Origin of the sequence: Paenibacillus sp. GXUN7292 (assembly GCF_050864975.1) — a bacterium.
GTDB lineage: Bacteria > Bacillota > Bacilli > Paenibacillales > Paenibacillaceae > Pristimantibacillus.
This window is the reverse complement of record NZ_JBOZWO010000001.1, coordinates 84,426-109,611: the sequence shown is the minus strand read 5'-3', so window position 1 is coordinate 109,611 and position 25,186 is coordinate 84,426. Positions and strand designations below refer to the sequence as shown.

Here is a 25,186-nt window from a genome sequence, read left to right as displayed (position 1 = left end):
TGCTTCACCGCCTGATGCAAATATCGGCTTATTATACCATAACGAAAAGGGGAGCTGTCCCGCGGCAGCGCGGCTGCATGCGAAACAACTCCATATGGTGCTAATCCAATTCTGAATAGCGAAAATAGTCAAAATCGGCATGCTTCATTTCGCCGCTTAAATCCTGAGCGCAAATGCCGATAAAGGTGCCCGTAAACCGAATGTAATCGGAGCATTCATCCGATAGATGCACCATATCGAGCGAAGGCCCGACAGGCTGCCATTGCTTGCCTTGCTCTTTGTACATAAAGCTCGCTTGATCGCGATTGATTTTCAACTTCAAACCTAATGGGCCGCTGCCAATCGGTATATCCTGCTCAAGCAGCTCATTATATACGCCATTAATGGATTGAATAATTCCAAGGACGGTGCCAAGCTCCTCATGGTGAGTAACACGCAAATAAATATAGTCGCGGGTATCGTAATAGACGATCAAACCTGCCATTTGCTGAAAATGCTCAGGGGCAAATTCCAGCTCCGTCTCCGCTTCGCAGTACATCGACTGCTGCCGGCGCGCAACGAGGCTTTGACGATGCGTAGAGCTCATCGACTCGCGGCCTCGAAGCCGCAAATAGCCGGGCCGCTCCGTCAGGCTCAGCCATTTCTCCTCAGCTGGCACGCGCAGCGTGCACCACTGCAGCCCAAGCACATCGGTATTGAAATGATCCGTCTCCGGCTGTACCGGAAATGGATAGGCAGGAAGCTGAGGCGGCTGCACCTGCTCGAGTGGGGAGCCTTCTCCTTCGACGGCCAGCCAGTCGTCCTCTGTCCAATAACAGCGCTGAATCGCAGTTTCCCGGCCGAGCGTGCAGAAGCGCTCTCTTGCAGGTCTGCCGACAAGATGAACCATATACCATTCGCCTGTTTGCGTTTCTACAAGACTGGCATGTCCAGCCTTTTGCAGCAGCAGCTCCGGCCTTCCCGCTGACGTTAAAATAGGATTTTTCGGATCCACCTCATAAGGGCCTTCAAGTGAAGCTGCACGAGCCATCGTTACAGCATGCTCATACTGTGTACCGCCTTCTGCAGTCAATAAATAATAATAGCCATTGCGCTTGTACAAATGCGGCCCTTCCGTAAGACGCAGCTCCGTACCCCTAAATATATTTTTTTTCGGTCCGATCAGGCGCTGCTCGGCGGCAGAATACTCCTGAAGCACGGTGCCGGCAAAGGAATTCGTGCCTTTTCGGTGATCCCACAGCATATTGACCAGCCATTTGCGTCCGTCATCGTCATGAAACAAGGAAGGATCGAAGCCGCTGCTGTTCAAATATACCGGCTCTGACCAGGGACCCATAATGTCCGCAGCCGTAACTAAATAATTAGGCGTATCCTTGAAGGCGCCCATCCGGCTCTTTACATCCGAATATACGAGATAAAAAATTCCATCGGAATAGCTTAAACAAGGCGCCCATACTCCCCCGGAATCGACATTGCCTTCCATGTTAAGCTGTGACGCACGATTCAGTACCGTAGTAAGCGGCCGCCAATGTACCAAATCCTTGGAGTGATGAATGAGCACGCCAGGAAACCACTCGAAGGTGGACGTAGCGATATAATAATCATCGCCTACACGAACAATAGAAGGATCGGGATGAAATCCGCGCAAAATTGGGTTGCTGATCATAGCCTTCTCCTACCTTTCATCATTTTCGGTCGTTGCTTGTTTATCCGCCATCGCCTGCATGCCTGCTTCCAGCACCTCAACTATGCGGTCGACATCATACACGCAGCCTTTCCAGGTACCGCCGCTGGCAGCCTGCAAAGCTGCCCATAGCCGTGTATCATCCGGCAGATCCGGGTCCTTCGCGAGTTCAGGATGAGCCTGACGCATCGCCAGCAAGCCATCGCCGATTTCCTTCGATTCCGGCTGATCGCCGCAGCCTACCAGATGAATATGACCTTCAAGCTTGTTTAAATCTATGAAAATATCGATCCAATCCCCGTCGCGCAGCTTGCCGATTGGACCGCCGGCAAGCGCTTCAGGCCCGATATGGCCTATGCAGGCTCCTGTAGACACGCCCGAAAACCTGGCATCTGTCAGAAGTGAAACCTCTTTGCCGAAAGGCAGATGCTTCAGGGCTGACGTAAGCTGATACGTTTCTTCCATTCCAGTACCGGAAGGACCCCTTCCGATCAGCACCATGATGTCTCCTGCTGCAATGCCTTGATTTTTGATGGCATAGATCGCAGACTTCTCTGTCGTAAATACTTTGGCGCGGCCAACATGACGGAAAATGCCATTCGCATCTACTTTCGAAGGATCGATAGCTGTTGATTTAATAACTGAGCCTTCAAGAGCGATATTGCCGGAAGGGAACGTAACCGTAGAGTTTAGCCCTGCTTGCTTGGCACGCTCTGGACTAAAGATGACCCGATCCGGGTCAATTCCTTCGTGCTCCTGCAAATGCTTGCGCATATGGTATCTGCGCTCGGACTGCTCCCACCAATCGAGCGTCTCTCCGATCGTGCTGCCCGTTACCGTAAGCGCCTGTTCATCAAGCACGCCCAGCTTGCGCATATGCAGCATGACCTCGGGCACGCCGCCTGCCAAAAACGCTATCACTGTCGGATGATGCTCAGGTCCGTTCGGCAGTACGCTGACCAGCCTTGGCACGCTGCGGTTTACTTCCGCCCAATCTGCAGCTGTTGGAACAGCCAGACCGGCAGCGTGTGCAATGGCGGGGATATGCAGCAGCAAATTGGTTGATCCGCCAAAAGCGGCGTGGACTGCCATCGCATTAGCAATCGCCTGCTTCGTAATGATATGGCCGGTCGTCAGTCCCGCATCAGCCATATAGAGTGCAGCGCGGGCTGATTGGCGGGCCATTTCCTCCCAGATCGGCTGCCCGGAAGGCGCGAGCGCTGCATGCGGCACTGTCATGCCCAGCGCTTCCGCTACAACTTGGGCGGTTCCGGCCGTGCCTAGAAATTGGCAGCCGCCGCCCGGGGTAGCGCATGCTCTGCAGCCGAGATCAGCCGCCTCCTCCAATGAAAGCTCGCCATGCGTATAGCGCGCCCCGATCGTTTGAATTTTGCCGGCATCCTCGCCATGCGTTGGAGGCAGTGTTACGCCGCCAGGTACGATTACGCCCGGCAGCTGCGTCGATCCAGCAAGCGCAAGCATCATGGCGGGCAGTCCCTTGTCGCAGGTGCCGACGCCGAGCACTGCCGCCCGCTGCGGCAAGGAGCGTATGAGGCGGCGCAATACGACTGCCGCATCGTTGCGATACGGCAGCGAATCGAACATGCCCGTCGTGCCTTGCGAGCGCCCGTCGCATGGGTCGCTCACATAGCCGGCAAAAGGAATGCCTCCGCTCTTCGTTATTTCTTTTGCCGCTGCCTCCATTAGAAGGCCGATCTCCCAGTGTCCGGTATGATAGCCGAGCGCTATTGGATTTCCCGCTTCATCCCTTATTCCGCCTTGTGTGCCGAGTATTAATACTTGCTTGCCAAGCAGCCGGGCTGGATTCCAGCCCATGCCGACGTTTTGGGTCAATCCGAACAAATCGCCGCTTGGCGAATTTTTAAGCATTTCCGGCGTCAGCGGCAAAGCGCCGGCAGGCCCGGACGCATGCGTATAAATGCTATAAATGCTGTCTGAAGCTTCTCCCATAATGCCCGCTATTTTTTCATTCATGTCGATCCACCTTATGGCTTAATAAACACCGTTTTTATTGAAGTGAAAAATTCGATGGCTGCCTGTCCCTGTTCTCTGGAATGCGAGCTTGACTGCTTCATGCCGCCGAATGGAGCCTGCAGCTCAACACCGGCTGTCTCCGCATTTACACGCACAAGCCCAGCCTCCATATCTTGAATAAAGGTTAGCATCTTTCCGATATTTTGGGTATAGACCGATGCGCTTAGCCCGTATTCCGTATCATTAGCCAGCTCTATTGCCTCTTCAAAGCTTGTAGCCTCGATCAAAGCCAATACCGGCCCAAATATTTCCTCCTGTGCGATTGACATAGAAGACGTAACTTTATCAAATATAGCAGGCGTCACATAGAAGCCGTTATCCAAACTGCTGTTCTCAGGACGCGTGCCGCCGTACAGAAGAACCGCCCCTTCAGCGACGCCTTTTTCAATGTAAGACAGCACCGTTTCCATCTGCTTCTCATTGGCGCAAGGTCCCATCCAAGTAGCAGCGTCAATTCCGTCGCCTACTTTAAGCTCCTTCACACGCTCGACAAGCTTCTCCTTGAACTGCTCATAAATTTCTTTCACGACAATGACACGGCTTGTCGCCGTACATTTTTGTCCGGTCGAACGTAGTCCTCCGCTTATCGTCGCATCGACGGCAAGGTCGAGATTTGCATCAGCCGCAATAATGATAGGATTTTTGCCGCCCATCTCAAGCTGGTACTTAGCGCCGCGCGCCAGTGCAGCCTGGCCTACCGCCTTGCCGACGTTATTGGATCCAGTAAAAGTAATGCCATTTATATCTTCATGCTCGGCAATGCCTTGGCCGATAACAGAGCCGCTGCCAATAATCATGTTCAATACGCCGGCCGGCAAGCCTGCATCATGGAAGCATTCCATGATTTTAGCTGCGGTTACGGCAGTTTCAGTAGCAGGCTTCCATACAACCGTATTTCCATAAATTAGTGCGGGAGCTATTTTCCAGATCGGAATCGCTACCGGGAAGTTCCAAGGTGAGATAACACCCACGGAGCCAAGCGGCGTGCGCGTTGTATACATGAAGGCATCTGCATCAGTGGAAGGAATAACATCGCCAACCTTGCGCATCCCTTCTCCAGCATAATAACGTAAAATAGCTATGCCGCGTAATGTTTCTCCTTTTGCTTCCGGCAGTGTTTTGCCCATTTCCCTCGTCATGATTTCGCCGATTTCATCCACACGGCTCTGCATAATATCAGCTGCACGGAACAGAAAATCACCGCGCTGCGAGCCAGAAAGCTTTTTCCAGCCCAATCTTGCTTCCTTGGAAGCCTGCACTGCGGCATTCAAGTCTGATTTGCCTGAGCTTGGAATATAGCCTATGATTTCATTTCGATTAGCAGGGTTAATACTTGTCAGCGTCTCATTGCTGTCTGCGCTTCTCCACTGTCCATTCATATAGTTTTTAACATGTTGTTCGTTCATTTTAACGCATCCTCTCAAATATAATTATACCTTTCTCTTAAACCCTATCTGCCATTTGAATCTTTCAATTCATAGCTTGTATCATCAAGCCCATGCTGCAGTGTTAACTAGAGTTCCTATTTCAGAAATCTCGATCTCAATGCGGTCTCCGCCCTCCAGGCTGAACTGATTAGGAGGAACTATACAAGTGCCTGTCATAAGAACCGTCCCGTTAAATATCTCATTGTCCCGCAGCAGGAAGGAAACGAGCTCGTCATATTTACGCTTTAATTGCCCTGTACTGGCTGATTCATCGACAACCTTTTCCCCATTCCTGTAAATGCGCAGGTTAATATCCAGCTTGTAAGGGTCTTGAACGGTTTCAGCCAAACGGATTGCCGGACCGATCGAGCATGATCTTTTCCACATTTTTGCTTGCGGCAAATAGAGTGGATTTTCCCCTTCAATATCTCTGCAGCTCATATCATTGCCGACTGTATAACCGACGATATCTCCCTTAGTGTTCACGACCAGGCTCAGCTCTGGCTCCGGCACTTGCCATTTGGAATCATTGCGGAGACATACATGATCACTTGGACCAACCGTCCGCGCTGCTGTTGATTTCATAAACAGCTCTGGACGCTCGGCGTCGTATACCTTGTCGTAAAACGTAAGCGCATCCAGCTTTCCGCCCGTTGCCTCGTAATTTCTTGCCTCTTTGCTGCGCGCATAAGTAACGCCAGCCGCCCATACCTCCGGCGCTTCAATAGGAACGAGCAGCTCCAACTGCTCCATGCATTCGGCAATCGGCTGAGCCTTGCTTATTGCTGCTTCTACCGCTTGCAGCGGTGTAATGCCTGCTTGCTCAGCACGCTCGAGAAGCGCCATAAAATCTGCGTCTATTAGCGGATAAATCTTTCCCTCTTCGGTTACAGCTGCTAATTGTGCTGCTTCTTGATGGCGATAACGAATAATTTTCATCTGTCTAGCTCCTTTTGGTTTTATATTATAAAACGATGTTCTCATATTATTGCAGCATTTAGTGTAAAAATAGACCAAATGCTACTATCATTACTAACATCATTACTAACATCATTACTAACATCATTGCTAACATCAGGCTGTTGAAAAACTACTCCTGCAAATTGTAATGGCTGTCAGGAGCGTGTTGATTCATTTTGGACTAACGCAGGTAACCAATAATAGGAGGTAACAGGGACAAGAATAGAGCTGGAATAATCCCTCGCCCAAACTTGGTCGCTATACTATTCCCTTTCGGTTACTTGTTACCCGTTCCACAATGATCAGCTGCTTCCCTAGCTGGTCAGTCGTTCCGTTATTACACCCAAAATCGCATTTTTTGAGGCGGCAAAGTGACAGTCGTTCCGTTATTGATCAATAAATCGAAGTAAAACCCTCATTTAGAGTCGAATAGCGGAATGTGTGACCGCGAAATGAAATAAATAGCGGTTTCAAGGCAAATAACGGAACGTGTGACCATGTCGATCAATTTGGGAAAATATCCAAATATCCATCTATTTCAATCTATAGCCCAGCTGTTTAGAAATGGCTGCCGTCTCCTCGCATACGAGCTGAATAAGCTGCTTCAGCTCATGATCGTCAACATGGGCGACCATCGTTGACAGACTCAAGGCTGCGATAACTTGACCAGAGTGATTGATGATCGGTGCAGCAACACAACGAACGCCCGGCTCATTCTCTTCATTATCAATCGCATACCCTTGCAGCTTTACAAGCTCCAGTTCATGTTCGAAGGCTGAAAGCGTGCCGAGCGTTTTGTCTGTATGCTGTGAAAACTTGTAATCCTTCAGCATGGACTGCTGCTCCTCGGAGGAGCGGAATGCTGTAAGCACCTTGCCGACAGCGCTGCTGTGCAGCGGCACTCTCTTGCCAACGCGTGAATACCTGATCGCTGCCTTTTGCCCCTCTACCTTATCAATGTATATGCCTTCCTTGCCGTCAAGAATGACCAAATGTGTCGTTTGTCCCGTTGCAGCGGACAAGGAGCGAAGATGATTCCGTGCTATATCTCGAATATCAAAGTTTTGCAGCAGCAGCTGCCCCTTCTCTACAAACCTCATGCCTAGCCTGTACTTTCCGCTTTGCTCATCCTGATCAATATATTGATGAAGCTGAAGCGTTTTAAGCAGTGAATGCACGGTACTTTTGTGCAGATTCATAGCTGCGCATATTTCGGAAAGCTTTAATTCCATATGCTGATCGTCGAACAGATCGACAATTTTAAGTGCGCGATCCAGCGCTTGTATAATGGGCATAATTAAATAGTATGTACACTCCCTTCTAATAGTTTTATATTATAAAACCATGTTCTCAAAAATCAACTATTCAACTAGATCATAGCAAACGACCGCGGTGCTGTCTATAACAAAATAAAACCGTGAATGTGCGGCGGCACAGGATAAAACAATATGTATAAACAATGAAATATTAAATCATGGCTGTCAGTCGTTCAATTCATGCTTCATATATTGCTCAAAATAGAGGGTATGTTTTTATAATTTTCGGCAAGCCAAATCATTTCTTTTGCAAAGCGTGCTGGCGGTACACTGTGGTGATCCATTTGAGCATTTATCCACCACGTACTTTCCATATACCATAACAAACGTAATGAATTTGTTAAATAGCCCTCCATCACGATGCATTCCTCGCTGTACCCTTCCATAAATGCTGAGGCTAAGGAGACATCTAAATGATCATCTAGGGCACACGATATAACAGCACGAGCTACATCAAGTTGCGGATAATCATAGCTTAGCCGGTCAAAATCTAAAATAACAGTCAATCGACTATCCTCAAATAAAAGATTATCGACCCAAAGATCACGGTGTGCCCATCCTAATCGAAGTGATTCAAGTACTTCTAAATCCATTTGTTCAGTTACTATACTTTGAGTTTCGACATCAGCAATCAAATGAAATTTATCAGACTCCTTTGTCTTTTCCAGAACTAAATTCCAATGTGCTAAACGATCCTCACGGTTTGGAGGAATAAATTTCGGGTTTTTCTTAATTCCAAGTGTCCCGTCATTTAGCAAACGATGCATTTTTCCTGTTGCTCGACCTAAGTCGTATATTTGATGGACATTACTTTTACCTGGTGCAATTATTTTCCCATGACAATATTCCATCACTATGAAAATTTCTTCGTTATCAGATCTTAATAAAATAGTGTCATTATGTGATAACAAATTAGGGCAAGCAAGTCCCTGGCCGTTCAATCTAACCTGTTGAGAGAAAGCAAACAATAGTTCCTCCTGATTAAATCGTTTAAATCTTTCTTTGTTGTATTGTTTAAGTAAAAATTGTTGCCCTGAATCAGTAGTGATCTTCCATTTTAAGTTTAACCAGCCACGCTTTATTGGAGTAGAATTAAGAACATTCAAATTGAATAAACGATGAACTGTTTTTATTATGTCATCAAAGACCAACGTCTCGCTTAATAAAGTGTCCATTTAATCGTCTCCTAATTTTATCGGATAGGTACTATATTCCTTATTAAGTCCTATATTACCTCCAAGTTTTGTGTTTTCCTGCCGGTTAATTTTTTTAAAAAAAACGGCCCTTCTTCCGAAAGGCCGCTCCAGAGTTTTTTTCATATACGATGCAGCGACTGCGCCTGCTACTTGTCCCGCGATGGCAGCAGCAGAAGCAGCTTTACAAGTACAGCAGCAACCTCCGCCCGGGTAGCGGCCGACCGCGGCTTGAATGCTCCTCCCGGATAGCCGTCCATTATACCGCCTGACACAACAGCCGCAATGGATGAAACTGCCCATGAAGACATTTTCGCATTATCCCGGAATTCCACAGCGTCGACATCGAGCGTCAGGTTTAGCGCCTTCGCTAATATGACGGCCATCTGCTCTCTTGTCAGAGCGTCCTCAGGCCCGAAGGTCAGGCCATAACCTTGAATAATGCCGTTTGCGACTGCAAGATTAATAGAAGACTTCGCCCAATGGGATGCTGTGTCCTTGAATGGGACCCGCTCGCCGCCATCCACTTTCCTGTCATCCAGCTGCCCATCCCAGCAGAGGACTATAGATCCCGTACAAAAAGCAGTAGATGATCGCACCTGCCGCAGCGCCAATCAATGCGCCATTCAACCTAATGCGCTGCAAATCAGTATCGACCTTGCTCTCGATAAACTCGACCAGGCGTTCCTCAGAAAAATCATCCAAGGTGCGTCTGACGATAAGGCCGATTTGCTCATGCTCCGCCTCAATCAGCTTGACGATAAGCTGCTGGATATATGTTTCCAGCTGCTGCTGCAGCTCTTTATCGCTGCGAAAGCCTCGCCAAAATGTTGTAATCAGCCATTGCAGCCAGCGCTGCAGCTCATTTTTGCTAATCGTGTGTCTCTCAGAATCAGCTTCTTTATGCAGTGGCCTCATTAAGGCTTCAGTATCCTGATGCAGTAAATAATAAACCGCGCTAAGCATAGCTTCGAAGGAGGGCTGCAGCGATATTTGCTCCAGCAGTTCATTTTTCCACTCTTCAACTGCCGCCCGCACATCAATATCGTCTTCCAATTGCGACGACAAATCATACAGCGTTTTATAAATGTATTGGCGCAGCTCATGCTCCGGCGATTGCAGCTCGTGCAAAAATGCATGCAAATCGCGGTATAAAGTATTAGCTGCTTCTTCCAAATTTACAGCATCGGACGATTCTGCAAATTGAATCAGCTTTTGCTTCAGCCAGCGCATTGCTCCGCCGCCGGAATTGGAGAATTTCTCCTTCTCTGCCTGCAGCAGCTCATATATCCTCACCTTTGTTTCTTCCGTTTCAAGCTGCTTACTTACAACTGAGAGCAGCTGATTCAATATGCTGTCCATATACTGTTTTTCCAATAAGTAGCGCATCAGCTTACCAATCATAAAGGAAAGATCCTGCTCTTTTATTTTGCTGCGGGCGGCTGTATCTAGCTTGGAAGCAAGCTCTGAGGTTTTATGTTTCGAGCTTACGCTAAGCAGCAGCTGCCAGAGCTTCTCGCTCCATTGCTTGCGTGTCTGCTCCTGATCTCCCCAGCGAATCAGCGTCTGAACGATATTCAGTTGGCGCACCTTATCCAGCAGCATCTGCTTGCCAAGCAGCTGTCCCTCGACCATCATGACGATGCCATCAATTAATTTTGTGCGATTGCGCGGTATGATAGCAGTGTGAGGCACCCATTTCATCCCTAGCGGATGACGAAACAGCACCGTTACCGCAAACCAATCCGCTAATGCGCCGATTAAACCGGCTTCGATCGTATACAGCAGCAACGACGGCCACCACTCGGACGAATAATGCTTTACCAAATAAAGTGCCGGGAAAAACAATACTGCCAGCAACGCCAAGCTTACATTAGCTCTCGTTCTCATTGTCATGGGATTATTTCACCCCAATCCAAAATGTGCTTAAATAAATGACACAACCGATTAAAGCGCCTACCACAATTCCATTTAACCGGATAAACTGCAAATCCTTGCCTGCCTTTTCTTTTACTAAATCAATCAGCTGCTGCTCAGAAAACTTATTTAGCCCGTCTTCCACTGTCCTTCCTATAATTGCATGCTTTTGCTCGATTATTCGCAGCACATATTGTTTAATCATCTGATCGAAATCCGCTTGTTTCGATTCGTTGCTGCGCCAAGCTGCCAGCCACTGCCTGCTCTTGCTGTAAAGTACAGATGTCTCTCCTGTTATAAAGCTGTCTGTAAGCTGCCCTTGAAGGGAAATAATTAATTTCTCCAGCAGTGTCGCAAGTTGTTTATTTTGATGAATAGCCTTTACAGCTGTGAGCTTGCCCTCTTCAACCTTTTTCCGAAAGTCATGATCATGCCTCAGCCGCAGCTCCAGGCTCTGTATTTGCTGCCTAAGCAGCTGATGCTCATATTGCACTGGCTTTGACGCTTTATCCAAATATTGAATTAGCCACTGTTGAATCTTGTCCGTAATGAATTCACTATTTAGTCCCGCGGCATAATCTAACAAGCGTCTTCTGAACTTATCTCCTTCGTACGATTTAATCGCAGAGTGGATCAGCTTCTCTAATATTGCCCGAAACGTAGTCGACTGCGCAGCTTTCTGCAGCTGCTTGGCTAAAAAAGCAATCAGCTCGCTATCATAATTATGCTTAATAGACCAGTGTGCGATGTCAGCAAGCAGATCAGATAACGATATGGCATCCGCATGATTAAACAGTAATTCCTCCAGATCAGCAGACAGCTTTTTAATATCCGCCCTGGCAACAAATTCCGTAACCAGCTTTTGGGCAATACGGCTAAGCTCTTCTTCCCCGCCCTGCTCAAGATAAGCCCGAGCCATCGAGGAGAAGGAAAGCTCTCCCAGCTTCAAGCGTATATTGTCTACTGTCAGCAATTCATGCTCGACCATATGGACAAGCTCTTTTATTAGCCTGTCTCTATTTTTAGCAATAATTCTAGTACCCATCCAGCTAGGCCAACGGATGCGCAGCGGTTCTCCGAAAAGAGCGGACACAGCAAATGAATCTGCAAGCCCGCCAATGACTGCCGCGCTGCATGCTGAAAATAATAAACCGCCTGCAAAGGTGTTCTGAAATGGAAATGCTGCTAATATCCCTGCTCCGGATACGGCCAAGGCTGTATTGGCGCCTTTTCGAATATTTTCTTTCGACATGTCTGGAGCTCCAATCTCTTAGGCTGTTTGTCATATAATTCCTGTAAATGACCATTTATCTATATAGTAACCTTTTTAGCATAGCGCATCCACTTTTATAATGTAAATCGATTTAATTGCAATCATGACAGCCTGTGCTCTATACTTTTGATCATATCTATATGGAGGACGCAAGCAATGAATGGGACTATTAAAATTTTAATTGCAGATGACGAACCGAGCATTACGCAATTTCTTGAATTAGGCCTGACTAACGAAGGCTATGAAACTTTTATTGCCAACAATGGCCCGGCTGCACTTGAAGCCGCCAAGCAATTTAAGCCGCATATCGTTATTCTGGATATTATGATGCCTGGCATGGACGGCTTTGCGATTTGCAATGCGCTAAGGTCGCAGGATAGCCAGATAGCTATTATTATGCTCACAGCTAAGGATGAAATTGAAGACCGCGTAAAAGGATTGAATATCGGCGCTGATGATTATATGGTAAAGCCATTCAGCTTTACCGAGCTGCTCGCACGTATTGGCGCCAGAATCCGCAACCAGTTTCCGCATTTGCTTGACGTTGTGGAAATTGGGCCTTTCCGCATGGACGGTAAGCGCAACGAAATTGCCTATAACAATCAGCTGCTTGAGCTATCGCCTACTGAATATAAGCTGCTGCAATATCTTGTACTGAATAAAGGGGTTGTACTTAGCAAGTCATCTATTCTTGATCATGTCTGGGGCTACCAATTTGGCGGGGATTACAATATTGTTGAGGTTTATATTCGTTCATTGCGAGACAAGCTGCAGGATGCTGATCATCGATTAATACGCACTTTGCGCGGTGCCGGCTACCGGTTAGACTTATGAAGATGCGCCTATTCCCCCGCTCCTTGCGCCGTCGGCTCGCTCAATCGTCCCTGCTGCTGCTCGCTTGTGTGCTATTAGCCGTTGGGTTGCTGCAATACTTTTTTATGAAAGACTTTGTCTATCGGAATAAAGCAGAGTCGCTGCAAACTCAGCTCATGAGCTTACCGCCTGATCCTGCATTGTTGCAGCGCGCAACAGGCAATATGCAGCCTCCAAAAAACAATACACAATATCCGCCTAGAAACACACCCTTCGTACCGCTGTTGTTTCAACCGGATTTGACTTTGATGTACATCACGCTCAATGGTGAAGCTGTTACGCTTTCTCAGCACGATGCTGTTGACCCTCTACAGTTGTCAAATGAACGTTATAGCAAGATTATAAATGAACAAATGGACAAAAAAGCAAAACCCTATTATATAGAAACGGGCTCCGGCTCTGAGCAACAGCTGCTCGTTTTTCGTATCGCCGGTCCGCCTGAAGCACCGAAAGGAGTTATACAGGTCGGTTTTCACACGGCCTCGCTGGACAAGCTGCTGCTTACCCAGCTATCGATCTATACCGTGCTTGCTCTAGCTGCGCTGCTTTGCGCCGCAATCCTATATGCGATCACACTTTACCGTGCACTTGCACCATTATCCCGGATCGTTGCCGCTGCAGAAAAAACCGACGCTGGCAACTTGACGGTACGGCTCCCCGTGCATCAAGGCCAGCAAGAAATTGATACGCTGTCGGAAGCATTTAATGGCATGCTTCAAAGGCTCGATCAAGCCTTCGAAGCAGAGCGGGAGATGACCGACAGAATGCGCCAATTTATTGCTGATGCTTCACATGAGCTGCGTACGCCGCTTACATCCATACATGGCTTTATCGATGTGCTGCTCCGCGGAGCAGCTTCAAACCCGCAGCAATTGCAAAGCGCGCTTACGAGCATGAAGGGGGAATCACAGCGAATTATAAGGCTGGTTGAGGAATTGCTTACGCTGGCTAAACTCGATCAATCACCGAAGCTGCAGCTGTCGCCCGTGCATATTGACAAACTCTTATCCGAGCTGCTGCCGCAGCTGCAATTACTGGCAGGCAATCGCAAGGTGGAGCTTAACATCTATCAGCCTGCTGCCGTATATGCCAAAGCTGATCAGTTGAAGCAAGTGCTGCTCAATTTATTTCAAAATGCTGTACAGCATACTGATGAGGCAGAAGGAGTCATCAAGCTTGTCCTTTACACAGAGCGTCAGCATGCTATTATCCGTATGGAGGATAACGGCAGCGGAATCCCCACGGAGCATTTGCCGCATCTATTCGAGCGCTTCTATCGCAGTGAAGCATCACGCAGCCGCTTGAAGGGTGGCTTCGGACTTGGCCTTGCCATAAGCAAATCCATCGTCGAGTCGTACAAAGGTACAATCCGGGCTGTAAGCCCGCCCGAAGGGGCCATTGGAAATAATACAACTGGTCGGTCTGCATTACAGTACGGAGAGAATAAAGCCAGCCCTACTGAAAAACAAAACAAAAAAGGCAGTGAATTTATTATTCAGCTGCCGATCCTATCAGACTGCTGAGCAATCAGCAGTCTTTTTTAATATATTGATGCATGCTAATGCCGCAGCCCAAATCGGTCCAGCAATCGACCACTACGATTATAGGCGCTGTAAACGAGCGAGTCACCTTCAATTGTAATACCGGCAAACATAGCTTCGCCATTTTGAAAATGTACCTGATGGTAAAACTGATCCTCTTTCTTTTTGTTCAGCTTTGCTCCAGCCGCATTAGTGACCACATACACGGTCCCTTCTCTGCCAGAAACTACTTCACCGCTGTTAGCGACTACCTTGCCGTTCCGCATTGGGAATGATCTTGCATATTCATGATTATGCCCTTGCAGCACAAGATCAACTTTATATTGATCAAACAGCTCTACCCAATCCTGTATTTTCTCATTTGGTTTTCCCCCATAAGGCCCTTTATGCATCGACACGATGATCCATTCCTTCGTATTTGCGGCCAGCTGTTCTTCAAGCCAGCGGGTTTGCTCCTTTTTGTTCGATTCTGTGTTCAGCATAATAAATAATGCTGATCCGTATTGATAGGAATAGGTTGTTCCCGGATTGGACTTGCTTGCTCCATTGTCCGGTACAAAAAAACGCGCTGTAAACTCTTTCGCATCACCTTTGACCTCATCATGATTGCCAGTTACCGGCATCAGCGGCACACTAGTTATCCACTCATTTGCCTTATTCAGCAGCAGCTTCCAAGCGTCTGTATCCTCCGGGTACTCGACAAAATCGCCATTATGGACGATAAATTCCGCCTGCGGAAACTGTTTAAACGCTTGATCCAGCGTGTCCTTCCAAATATTGAAGTGCTGCTCCGTCTCTCCTTGTGAATCTGTTACATTAATAAAGGTAAAGGCCTCAGTATGCTCTGCTTCAGTTCGAAAGCTGCTTGTCTTGCTCCATCCCCATTTTGTCCCATCGCCTACCCTGTACTGATACATGGTTCCCGCTTCAAGCCCGCTGGCTTCAGCTTTATGAATACGGTAAGAAGCACCATTATCATCGCTCATGACCGTCGTTTGGGCGTCAACAGTTATCACCCGTTCATCCGACCAATCTGATTTTTTCCCGTCTGCCTTTACCAACTGAAGAACAGCCTTGCTATCCCCTGCCGGGCTTTGCCAAGTAAAGGCGCGGGATGTATGCGGGTCTCCCCGAAAAGTAGTCACAATCGAGTGCGGCCTTTGCTGCTGCAATGCATGATAGATAAATACCCCTGCAAGGACGGCAATGGTTAAAAAAACTGCGCCAGCGATGGCGATCCACCGCTTGATGCCTGACATAGCATCCCCCTCTTTCTATTGTAAATATTAAATGTATCATGCTCTTCACTGCAAGCAAATGTAAAGCAATTGTAAAGGATATTCAGCAATCTTTCAGTTTCGATTCACTTTAAAATAAGCTCGCTCTTCTACAATTACAATTATCAACCGAATCAATCCAATATAGAAAGCTGAGGTGCAAACAAATGAAACAAAGCTTGAAATTTCGGCATGAATTGAAATATCTAATCGGGCAGCACCATTATCATATACTGCGGCAGCGCCTTAGCAAACTGCTAGAGCATGATAAACATGCCGGTCCTGACGGCCAGTATCATATTCGAAGCTTGTACTTCGACGATGTCAGCAACAGCGCGCTGCATGACAAGCAGGGCGGGATTAGCGACCGGGCGAAATACCGAATAAGAATTTACAATTTCAGCGATCAGGTCATTCATTTTGAAAAAAAAATTAAAAAACAAGATTATATTGCAAAGCTGAAAGAGCCGCTGACGAGACAACTTTACAACTCACTAATTTACGGAGATTATAAACCGCTGCTCGAGCAAAATAAGCCGCTGCTGCAGGAAATATACTATTTGGCCGAGCATAAGCTGCTTAGGCCAAAGGTAATCGTCGATTATGTGCGAGAGCCTTTTATTTGCAGCAACGGAAACGTGCGCATTACATTTGATAAAAACCTGCGCTCCGGCCAGCATAATTTGCAGCTATTTGATCAGTCAGCGCCGACCGTTCCTGTCCTGGATAATGGCAGCATCATTATGGAAGTGAAATATGACGAATACTTACCCGAAGTTATTCGCAGCTCGCTTCAGCTTGAAGGCTTAATCAGACAGGCCGCATCCAAATATGTCATATGCCGCAAATGGTTAAAACAAAACACTTGGGAGGATCAATAACATGGCAAACACAAGCACGAACACTACATCGACCAGTTTTACGGATATTATTAAAAATTCTGTTCTTGAAAATTTTGGATCAACTATAAGCATATCACAAATTGTGGTCACGCTTGGAGTCGCCTTTCTAATTGGGCTTTTTATCTATTTCTTGTATCGCAAAATATTCAGCGGCATTTTATACTCCAAAAGCTTTAACATATCGTTAATTGGCATGACCATGATTACCGCAATTGTCATACTAGCCGTTAATTCAAATCTAATTCTGTCACTAGGTATGGTCGGCGCATTGTCCATCGTCCGTTTCCGTACACCGATCAAAGATCCGACTGATTTAATATTTCTTTTTTGGGCCGCAGCTGTTGGAATCGTCACTGGAGCAGGTTTCTATTCGCTGGCAATGATCGGCTCGGCGATCGTTGGACTTATTTTATTTTTCTTCGTTAAAGGCGGAAGCAAGGATACACCTTATTTGCTCGTTATTAATTGCATGGATGACCAGTCCGAGGAACAGCTCCATAAACATATGGCCTCTTCCATTAAACGTTATAATGTGAAGCAAAAAAATGTGACTGCGAACAATATCGAGCTGACTCTTGAAATTAGATTGCGCGATAAAAGCGGCCAATTTATCAACCAGCTCACTCAGCAGCCTGGCATTCGCAATGCGACACTGATCAGCTACAACGGCGACTATGTTTCGTAAAGGGAGGTAGCGCATAATGCTGACAACAAGCAGATGCAATGCGCGTCCTTATTTGAGGACAAAGCGTTTTTCGGTAAAAAAAGCTTTCATTACGGCTATGGCGGCACTGCTCGTGCTGCTATGCAGTGCTGGCTGTTCTACTGTTGAGCGCTCAAACAGCGTAACTTCTGGCGCCATAGGATTAAGCAGCCAGTCTAAAACCAGCAATGAAAAGCTGCTTGATGAACAAGTGTTTCCTAAAGATAAAGTTGTAAAAGTCAATATTACGATCGATGAAGCAAGCTTTCAGGATATGCTTGATAATGCCGTCGATGAGCAATTCAAGCAAGCATCCGTTGAATATAACGGGATGGTCTTTGACAATATTGCTATTCGCACCAAAGGCAATTCCTCACTCCGGAGTATCGTAAATGATCAAAATACTGATCGTTACAGCTTCAAGCTAAGCTTTGATGAATATGTCAATCAAACGATAGGCGGAATTACTAAAATCAATTTGAACAATAACTTCAGCGATTCGTCCTCATTGCGCGAATATTTAACCTACGAGCTGGCAGAGCAGTTAGGGCTGCCAACTCCCAAATATTCTTTTGTGCAAATATACTTCAATAATGAGCTGTGGGGCTTGTATCTTGCTGTTGAACAAATCGGTAACGCCTATCTGGAAAGAAACTTTGGCAATGCCTATGGAGCCTTGTACAAAGCCAATGGCGGAAACGGAAGCGAGCTCAGCTGGTTAAATACAGACAATATCGATACTTACTCCGGATTCGATGTGAAGTCCAAAGGGACGGATCACAGCAAGCTGCTCAGCATGCTGGAGCAGCTTAATACAGCATCTGATTTTGAAGACTCACTTAATGTGACAGGTGCGCTATCCTACATTGCACTCAATATAGCAGCAAGCAATATGGACAGCTATCAAGGCAATTTCAAGCATAATTACTATTTGTATGAAAATAAAGGACAATTCACAATATTGCCTTGGGATTTCAATATGTCATTCGGCGGCTTCGGTAGATCGAATAATTTACTTATCGATGAGCCTACGACAGGAGCGGTAGCGGACCGCCCGCTCGTTAGCATCCTGCTTGGCAACGAGCAGTACAAAGAGCAGTACCACGAAATTTTATCGTCAATTATTAATGGTTACTTGGCAAGCGATACATTTGACAAACGAGTAGATGAGCTGGCAGCCCTTATTGATTCGTATGTAAAGGATGATCCGACCGCCTTTTTCACCTATGATCAGTATGTGGAAGGCATTGATCAGCTGAAATCATTTAATGAATCGCAAGTAACGCTCATTGCGGCGCAGCTTGACGGCAGTGCCCCTTCTTCTGGAGACGGCTCAGGCAGCGGCGGAGGCATGGGTGGCGGCTTTGGCGGCGGTATGGGCGGAGGCATGAATGGCGGCTTTGGTGACGGCATGGGCGGCAGAAATGGCGGCAATAGGCCTGCCGGACAGATGAACGTTAACCCCGGCGCCAATGCAGAAAACGGACAGAATAGGCAATTCCCCCCTAACCCGGGGGCCAATACAGGCAATGATCAAATGAATGAGAATCCTGGCTTTCCTGTTGATAACAATGGAATGCCGGCATTTGATCCGGCAAACCCGCCGGAGGGTTTCGAGCAATTTATGAACGACCGGCAAAATAACGGCGGCGGCTTTAACATGGAGTTTCCTGGAGGAATGGGCGGCATGGGCGGCTTTCCGGGAAGAGACGGACAACAAGCGGCAAAAAATGTTAACGCTGAGCATGAGCTGATTATATTTGGCAGTGCAGCCGCGTTATTGATTGTTTCTTTATTAGTCGTACTATTCTATCATCGAAGAAAAGTTTAATGATGAATAAATTCAACCGCCAAGGATAAACGGCTCCGCCGTCCTTCGCTAAAACGAAGGAGGCGCGTTTACCGTTGAAATATAGGAACAGGTATAAGGTGAAAACTTATACTTTCCTATATTTTCAGAAAAAGAAGCCTGTCATTCCAAAGAGTGACAGGCTTCTTTTGCTTCTTCCTTTTTAGCCTCGCATCGGCTTTGACTCCTCCGAATCTGTTACTAGAAACAGAAGCGCGTACTGCATAACAGCGGTTAAAAACAAAATTAACGGGAGCAAAAAGGATTCCAGATTTCCTGCAAAAATAAGCAGCGCTGAGATGGATATCACTCTGCCGACATTAATAAACACCTCGCGCATTACAACTGATTCTACCCGAAGCTGTCCCCTTAGCGGAAGATAGCCCATTATACGATAATAATAAGAAGATAAAGTATTCACGATTAACGGGTTACAAATCGAAAATAAAATCATAAAAATAACGACCGACCACAATTTCACTTCAAATAAGAGCAAGCCGGCTCCGAGCACAACGCCTGTAGTGGATAGGACAATATATTTGCTGACATTCTCCTTGGAAGCTTTCTTGGAAATCACATAGCCCGTCACTACGGTTACTCCAGCAAAAAACACGCCCAGATAGCCTACCCAGTCCTCTCTGCCAACAGCCTTGAAAAGTAATATATTAGGTAAAAAGAGCATAATGCCTTGAAATAACCCGATGACAAAAAAGCCAAACAAGCCCTTCACCCATCTGCGATTTTTACGCATTACGATGCCAACAAATTTTAAATAATAGGCTTTATGATGAGAAATAATCGCTGGTATGCGGAAGCTGATTACTGCCGCTAAGACAAACATAATAAAAGCGATCGTAAAAATAATAATATATCCTTCAAGGCCAGCACTGCGCTGTATGACGTAGCCAGCCAAAGCCGGCCCGACCAGTCCGGCCGAATTAAACGCAACCATATTGATGGCCAAAAAACGAATCCGATTGGAATCGGTAGACACATCGTACTGCAAGATCAAATACCCGGTCCAATAAAAACCAGACGCGATGCCATTGCATATAGCAAACCAAATATAGTAATTTACTACCTGCTCTCTAGCAATAATCACCATCAAATAAAATAAAGCGATCATCATGATGCCTAATCGATAGGTGACCATCCGATCCGTTTTTTTGGCGATATATCCTCCCGCCGCAAATGCAAAAGGCGTAATACAGTACAAAATAATATTATACAGCCCATTTACAACTAAATCCTGCGTTAGCCTCCATAAATACAAGTTCAAGAACAACCCAGACATTGATGCTCCAAACTGAAAGCAGCAATGGATAATTAAAGCTGTAACTGCGTCCTTTCCAAGTCTTCGTTCTGGCGGAACGGCGCCTCCTTTGAAAGGATTGATCGTTGTCCACCGATTAGCCAGCTTTATACCGAGTCCCATCTTCAGCATCCCCCGTTGCTCCAAGCTCTCGTCTCTATGTAGTCCAAAAATATTCAATTGGATATAGTGTACCACATGTTGTACTTTATTTGATGTGAATTTTGTCAGCAAGCTGCTCAATTTGGCATATGCAATTTTGCTAGAATATAAGATGTGAGTCTGCCTTTTGCCATCAATAAAAAAACTTCAAGCTGCTGCTTGCACAGTGCCTGAAGCTTTTCAATATTAGTATTTTTATTTTGCTGAAGCCAGCTTAACTGCTGCATTAAGTGCAGCATTAATTTCGCGTTCCACAGCTTGAGCGACAACGTCAGTATGGGGATTGTATTCTGCTGCCAAATCGGAATCGGCATAACCATCGATGGCCACAATTGCACCTGCACGAATTCCGCGCAATGCAGCAACTACATATAAAGCTGCAATTTCCATTTCTACTGCAAGGACACCTGCCTGCTTATAAAGCTTATGAGGGAATTCAATTACTCCTTTAAAAAATACATCCAGCGTAATCGTAATTCCTTTTTTAACGATGCCGCCAAGCTCCGTTGCTGATTCGTACAGCGCTTGTACAACATCGCCGTCAGCGACAGCCGGGAAGCCGTCTGGAACAAGCTGATGCGTTAGGCCTTCAGCACGCACAGTTGCTGTGCTTACAACAAGGCTCCCTGCAGGATGATCAGCGGAATAAGAACCGGCTGTTCCAACGCGAATAATCGTTTTTACTCCGCCTTTAATCAATTCCTCAAAGCAAATGACTGCGCCAGGTGAGCCAACGCCATGGCTGACAACAGCTATTTGAACCCCATTATATTCGCCTACGAACGTACGATATTCGCGAGCAAAAGCTAATTCCTTGGCATTGTCAAGCTTCTGCGCGATAACAGCAGCGCGGCGAGGATCACCGCATACGAGCGCAATTTCCGGCAGCAATTCTGATTCAACTTCAAGTATTGATAAAAACATATCCTTCATCTCCCTTAATCATCTTATAGAGGTAGTTCAAAAAGTCCGATTTTGATAACGAAGTAGTTCAGGAAGCATCTCGACATCGAATCTTTAAGATACCCACAAAAGTGAAGATAAGCTTCGATGTAAATTCCGATTACTTTCGCGGGGCCCGGTATTTCCCGAAATTTCCACGTACCTTTAAGTACGCTCCGCGCCTCCAATTTCTAGCTTCATACAACCTTCTACAGCGTTTTTGAAAAAAACGCAGCATCGGAAGCATACGCTATTGTTCTGAAAACCAGACTTTTTGAACACTTACTTAATAAATTATTATCTCGAGCTGTCATTCGATTTTCTTGCTTCCTGCAAATAGCTCTTATCTTTAAACACCAGCATAGCAATAAGCGTCATCACATACGGCAGCATTGCTGAAATTTGGGTAGGCACTGAAAAGCCTTGCAGGCGGAAGTTTAATGATTCCATAAAACCGAACAACAGGCTGGCGCCCGCAACGCCAAACGGACTGGATTGTCCCAGCATTGTAGCAACTAACGCAATAAATCCGCGCCCTTCTGTCATGCCTTCGCTGAACATCGTGACATTGCCGAGCGACAGCTGCGCTCCTGCTAGACCGCACAATACTCCGCACATCAGAACTGCCAAGTATTGCAGCTTGGCTACGCGAAGACCAAGACTTCTCGATGCGGTCGCATTCTCGCCTGCCGCTATTAGCCTGAAGCCTGTTACTGTTTTGAATAAAAACCAATGCAATGTAAAAACAAGCACGATGGATAAATAAACAAGCGGTGAATGTCCGGACAGCACCTTGCCAACCCATGGAATTTGATCGATAAGAGGGATATTCCACTTAGGCAGCCCTACCATATTTTTATCGAAGTATGCGCCTTTCGTGTGAAAAATTGCCCGGAGGCCAAAGGTGGTCAAGCCGAGGGCCAAAAAGTTGATCGAAATGCCGACTATAATAACATTTGCTTTTAGATGAATGCTCATATAGCCGAATAAAAGCGAAACGATCATTGTGCTTACGATAGCACACAGTACCGCTACTATAATATTGCCAGTATAGTAATTGCCGACAATAGCTGTAAAAGCACCGGTTAACATCATGCCTTCCAAGCCAACATTGAACAAGCCAACTCGCGCACATATCGCACCGCCTAAAGCAGCAAGTAAAATGGGAGCAACTACGCGAAGTATGGAAGCAAAAAGCGAGATATTAAACAGCTGATCCATTTTCTGACCTCGCTTTCTTTCTTTTAATAAACGACAGCGTAATTTGTGCGGATATAAACAAGATCAATACAGCTTGAATAATGTCGGAAACCTCGAGCGGCACATTTGTATTGCGCTCCATCCCCATTCCGCCAGTTTGCAGCGCAGCAAGGAATAATGCAGCAAACACTGCCCCGATTGGATGCGATCTGGCCAGCAAGGTCGCCATAATGCCGGACCATGCATAGCCTGGCGAGGTGAGTGCGCCATCCAGATAACGATATTGCGTGCCAAGCACCTCAACTGCGCCTGCAAGTCCTGCAAAACCTCCGCTGGCAAACATGCCAAGCAGCATCAAGCGGTTGCGGTTAACGCCGCCATAACCGGCAAACAGCGGATTGCCGCCAAGCATTCTCAAACGATAGCCTGAGCTTGTGTATTTCATATACAAAAATAGCAAAATAGCAGCTGCAATCGCGATGATAAACCCGGCATGCACGCTCATTCCTGCGAATAGCTTAGGCAGCATCGCGCTAGAATCAATTTTTACCGTCTGATGCATTGCCGCTGAGCCGGAACGGTCCATCAGTGGATAAGCGACGATATATTGGGTAAATAAAGTAGCTATATAATTCAATAATAAAGTCGTGATTAACAAATTCATGCGGAACTTCGCGTCCAGATAACCTGCAAAGGCTGACCATAGCCCGCCCGCTACAATACCTGCCAGCAAAGCCATAACAATTTTGACCCAGCCCGGGCCTGGAAAATAAATAGCCGCTATCGCTGCGCATAAGCCTCCAAATACAAGCTGTCCTTCTGAGCCAAGGTTGAAAAATCCTGCCCGAAAAGCCAGTGAAACACCTAGCGCTATTAGAATAATTGGCGTAGCCCTGCTTAATGTATTCGTAAAGTAATAGAAGCTGCCGAAAGCACCTTTCCACATTTGCGCATAGGTTTCTATAATCGATCCGTCAACGACTAATATCGCGATCGCGCCGACAAGAAGCCCTATTATAATGGCAAGCAGCGGCTGCCATAAAGATTTTCCGAAATTTCGTAGCTTATCCAACCGCTTTACCTCCTGCCATTAATAAGCTGATTTGTTCTTCCGTCGCTGCTTCCGCAGCTATTTCGCCGACAATTTCCCCTTCAAACATAACAAGTATGCGGTCAGACAGCTTCATGATTTCTGTCAATTCCGAGGAAACGAGCAGTATCGCGCCGCCCTCCCCGCGTCTTTTCAGAAGCTCGCCATGAATAATTTCCATTGCCCCCACATCGACGCCTCTAGTCGGCTCAGCTGCAATTAGAAAAGGAGTGCCATGCGCAAGCTCTCTGGCAATGATGAGCTTTTGCAAATTGCCGCCGGATAAATTTTGCGCTTTTGTAGACAGCGATTCCGTTTTAATTTTGAAATGGTCAACCCACTTGCCGATCATCTCTTTTATGGTCGAGCCTGTCAAAATTCCTGCGCGCGTATGTGTCTTGGTGTGGCCCATGAGGCCATTTTCGAGCACAGTCGCGTCTTTCGAAACGCCCCATTGATAACGGTCCTCCGGTATATGAGCGAGCCCTTGCCCCCGAATTTCAGCAACCGGCTTCCCTGAAAGCTCCTTGCCAAGCAGCTTAATACTTCCGCTATCCGCTTTGCTTAATCCCGATATCACCTGCAGCAGCTCCGATTGGCCATTGCCCGATATGCCAGCGATGCCGACAATTTCATTTTCGTTTACATAAAAGGAAATATCACTTAAGATCGGTTTTCCCTTATGACCGTTTAGCTGCAAATGATCAACAGAAAGCACCACACTTCCTTGTGGTTTTTCTTCCCTTACGAGAGGCACAAGATTGCGCCCGACCATCATTCTTGACAATTGCTCTTCACTTGTCTCCGAAGCCTTCACCGTTCCAGTCACAACGCCATCGCGCATAACAGTAATGCGGTCCGCTACACCCATTACCTCCTGCAGCTTGTGGCTAATAAGAATAAAGCTCTTGCCTTGCTTGGCGAGCTCTCGAATGGCTGCAAGCAGCTCTTTTACTTCAATAGGAGTGAGCACGCCCGTAGGCTCGTCCAATATAATAGTCTCGGCGCCTTGATATAAAACCTTAAGTATTTCTACACGCTGCTGCATGCCCAGCGAGCATTCCCCGACTATTTTCCATGGATCGATCGGCATGCCGTATTGTTTGCTAAGTTTTTCGACTTCTTTGGCTGCCGCCTTGCGGTCAAAGCCAAATCTGTTTTTGGGCTCTTTTCCAATTACGATATTTTCAGCAACCGTAAAAGCAGGAAAAAGCATAAAGTGCTGATGCACCATGCCTATCTTGTGCGCTATTGCATCTGTAGGATTATGAAAATACACTTCTTTTCCATTGACTACGATCTCACCGCTAGTCGGGGTTTCCATGCCATACAAAATGCGCATTAGAGTTGTCTTCCCTGCGCCGTTCTCGCCGATAAGCGCATGTATTTCCCCTTTTTTCAAAGAGAAGTTTACATCGTTGTTCGCTGTAACTGCACCATACAGCTTCGTGATTCGATTCATCTGCAGCAGCATGTAGACGCTCCTTTCAATAAGCAAGCCGGCTGCTAA

The 25,186-nt window shown here is 46.7% G+C and carries 20 protein-coding genes; 5 read left to right on the top strand and 15 right to left on the bottom strand.

Translation table 11 applies throughout. The features are described 5' to 3' along the window. Positions 1–100: 100 nt before the first annotated feature. From ACRRU2_RS00480 to ACRRU2_RS00440, 9 genes are all read right to left on the bottom strand, one after another. Positions 101–1,666, bottom strand: a complete 1,566-nt coding sequence (locus ACRRU2_RS00480; protein WP_432499605.1) for a glycoside hydrolase family 43 protein — start codon at positions 1,664–1,666, stop codon at positions 101–103. A 9-nt stretch (positions 1,667–1,675) separates the two neighbouring features. Further along, entirely contained in the window at positions 1,676–3,679 is a 2,004-nt protein-coding gene (locus ACRRU2_RS00475; protein ID WP_432499604.1) for a YjhG/YagF family D-xylonate dehydratase, read from the bottom strand. Between the two features lie 11 nt (positions 3,680–3,690). Beyond that, positions 3,691–5,145 (bottom strand): alpha-ketoglutaric semialdehyde dehydrogenase GucD, encoded by a 1,455-nt coding sequence (gucD, locus tag ACRRU2_RS00470; RefSeq protein ID WP_432499602.1) that lies wholly within the window; start codon positions 5,143–5,145, stop codon positions 3,691–3,693. 84 nt (positions 5,146–5,229) lie between these two features. Next, complete coding sequence (locus tag ACRRU2_RS00465; protein ID WP_331699175.1) at positions 5,230–6,105, bottom strand: fumarylacetoacetate hydrolase family protein; 876 nt, start codon at positions 6,103–6,105, stop codon at positions 5,230–5,232. A gap of 554 nt (positions 6,106–6,659) precedes the next feature. After that, positions 6,660–7,421 (bottom strand): IclR family transcriptional regulator, encoded by a 762-nt coding sequence (locus tag ACRRU2_RS00460; RefSeq protein ID WP_432499601.1) that lies wholly within the window; start codon positions 7,419–7,421, stop codon positions 6,660–6,662. 206 nt (positions 7,422–7,627) lie between these two features. Then, positions 7,628–8,617, bottom strand: coding sequence for a phosphotransferase enzyme family protein (locus ACRRU2_RS00455; RefSeq protein ID WP_331699172.1), 990 nt, complete (start codon positions 8,615–8,617; stop codon positions 7,628–7,630). Positions 8,618–8,784: 167 nt separating this feature from the next. After that, positions 8,785–9,162 (bottom strand): S-layer homology domain-containing protein, encoded by a 378-nt coding sequence (locus ACRRU2_RS00450; protein ID WP_331699171.1) that lies wholly within the window; start codon positions 9,160–9,162, stop codon positions 8,785–8,787. A gap of 7 nt (positions 9,163–9,169) precedes the next feature. Beyond that, the gene (locus ACRRU2_RS00445) at positions 9,170–10,531 is read right to left on the bottom strand and encodes a DUF445 domain-containing protein (protein ID WP_331699170.1); all 1,362 of its coding nucleotides are present in this window, start codon (positions 10,529–10,531) and stop codon (positions 9,170–9,172) included. A 4-nt stretch (positions 10,532–10,535) separates the two neighbouring features. After that, positions 10,536–11,804, bottom strand: coding sequence for a DUF445 family protein (locus ACRRU2_RS00440; protein WP_432499598.1), 1,269 nt, complete (start codon positions 11,802–11,804; stop codon positions 10,536–10,538). 177 nt (positions 11,805–11,981) lie between these two features. On the opposite strand from ACRRU2_RS00440, the gene ACRRU2_RS00435 reads away from it, so the two are divergent. Together ACRRU2_RS00435 and ACRRU2_RS00430 are read left to right on the top strand one after the other, a co-directional pair. After that, positions 11,982–12,659: a response regulator transcription factor gene (locus ACRRU2_RS00435; protein ID WP_432499597.1), complete on the top strand. Its 678-nt coding sequence runs from the start codon at positions 11,982–11,984 to the stop codon at positions 12,657–12,659. Continuing rightward, a complete protein-coding gene (locus tag ACRRU2_RS00430; protein ID WP_432499596.1) occupies positions 12,656–14,221 on the top strand; it encodes a sensor histidine kinase in 1,566 nt (521 codons plus the stop codon). The genes ACRRU2_RS00435 and ACRRU2_RS00430 overlap by 4 nt, the downstream gene beginning before the upstream one ends. A gap of 35 nt (positions 14,222–14,256) precedes the next feature. Here ACRRU2_RS00430 and ACRRU2_RS00425 read toward each other — a convergent pair whose 3' ends face one another. Beyond that, a complete protein-coding gene (locus tag ACRRU2_RS00425) occupies positions 14,257–15,498 on the bottom strand; it encodes a purple acid phosphatase family protein (RefSeq protein WP_432499595.1) in 1,242 nt (413 codons plus the stop codon). Positions 15,499–15,683: 185 nt separating this feature from the next. Between ACRRU2_RS00425 and ACRRU2_RS00420 the strand changes: the two genes are divergently transcribed. From ACRRU2_RS00420 to ACRRU2_RS00410, 3 genes are read left to right on the top strand one after another with little or no spacing between them, the layout of a single operon-like run. Further along, a complete protein-coding gene (locus tag ACRRU2_RS00420; RefSeq protein WP_331699165.1) occupies positions 15,684–16,397 on the top strand; it encodes a polyphosphate polymerase domain-containing protein in 714 nt (237 codons plus the stop codon). Position 16,398: 1 nt separating this feature from the next. Next, positions 16,399–17,103: a DUF4956 domain-containing protein gene (locus tag ACRRU2_RS00415; RefSeq protein ID WP_331699164.1), complete on the top strand. Its 705-nt coding sequence runs from the start codon at positions 16,399–16,401 to the stop codon at positions 17,101–17,103. A 16-nt stretch (positions 17,104–17,119) separates the two neighbouring features. Further along, positions 17,120–18,952, top strand: coding sequence for a CotH kinase family protein (locus tag ACRRU2_RS00410; RefSeq protein ID WP_331699163.1), 1,833 nt, complete (start codon positions 17,120–17,122; stop codon positions 18,950–18,952). A gap of 181 nt (positions 18,953–19,133) precedes the next feature. Here the strand turns inward: ACRRU2_RS00410 and ACRRU2_RS00405 are convergent, their stop codons facing one another. The 5 genes from ACRRU2_RS00405 to ACRRU2_RS00385 all read right to left on the bottom strand — a co-directional run bounded on the left by ACRRU2_RS00405 (position 19,134) and on the right by ACRRU2_RS00385 (position 25,150). Beyond that, a complete protein-coding gene (locus ACRRU2_RS00405) occupies positions 19,134–20,414 on the bottom strand; it encodes an MFS transporter (protein ID WP_432499592.1) in 1,281 nt (426 codons plus the stop codon). Between the two features lie 225 nt (positions 20,415–20,639). After that, a complete protein-coding gene (locus ACRRU2_RS00400) occupies positions 20,640–21,368 on the bottom strand; it encodes a nucleoside phosphorylase (protein ID WP_432499591.1) in 729 nt (242 codons plus the stop codon). A 315-nt stretch (positions 21,369–21,683) separates the two neighbouring features. Continuing rightward, a complete protein-coding gene (locus ACRRU2_RS00395; RefSeq protein WP_432499590.1) occupies positions 21,684–22,607 on the bottom strand; it encodes an ABC transporter permease in 924 nt (307 codons plus the stop codon). After that, positions 22,591–23,658, bottom strand: a complete 1,068-nt coding sequence (locus tag ACRRU2_RS00390; RefSeq protein WP_432499589.1) for an ABC transporter permease — start codon at positions 23,656–23,658, stop codon at positions 22,591–22,593. Before ACRRU2_RS00390 ends, ACRRU2_RS00395 begins: the two co-directional genes overlap by 17 nt. Further along, positions 23,651–25,150: an ABC transporter ATP-binding protein gene (locus ACRRU2_RS00385; RefSeq protein ID WP_432499587.1), complete on the bottom strand. Its 1,500-nt coding sequence runs from the start codon at positions 25,148–25,150 to the stop codon at positions 23,651–23,653. Before ACRRU2_RS00385 ends, ACRRU2_RS00390 begins: the two co-directional genes overlap by 8 nt. Between the last annotated feature and the right edge of the window lie 36 nt (positions 25,151–25,186).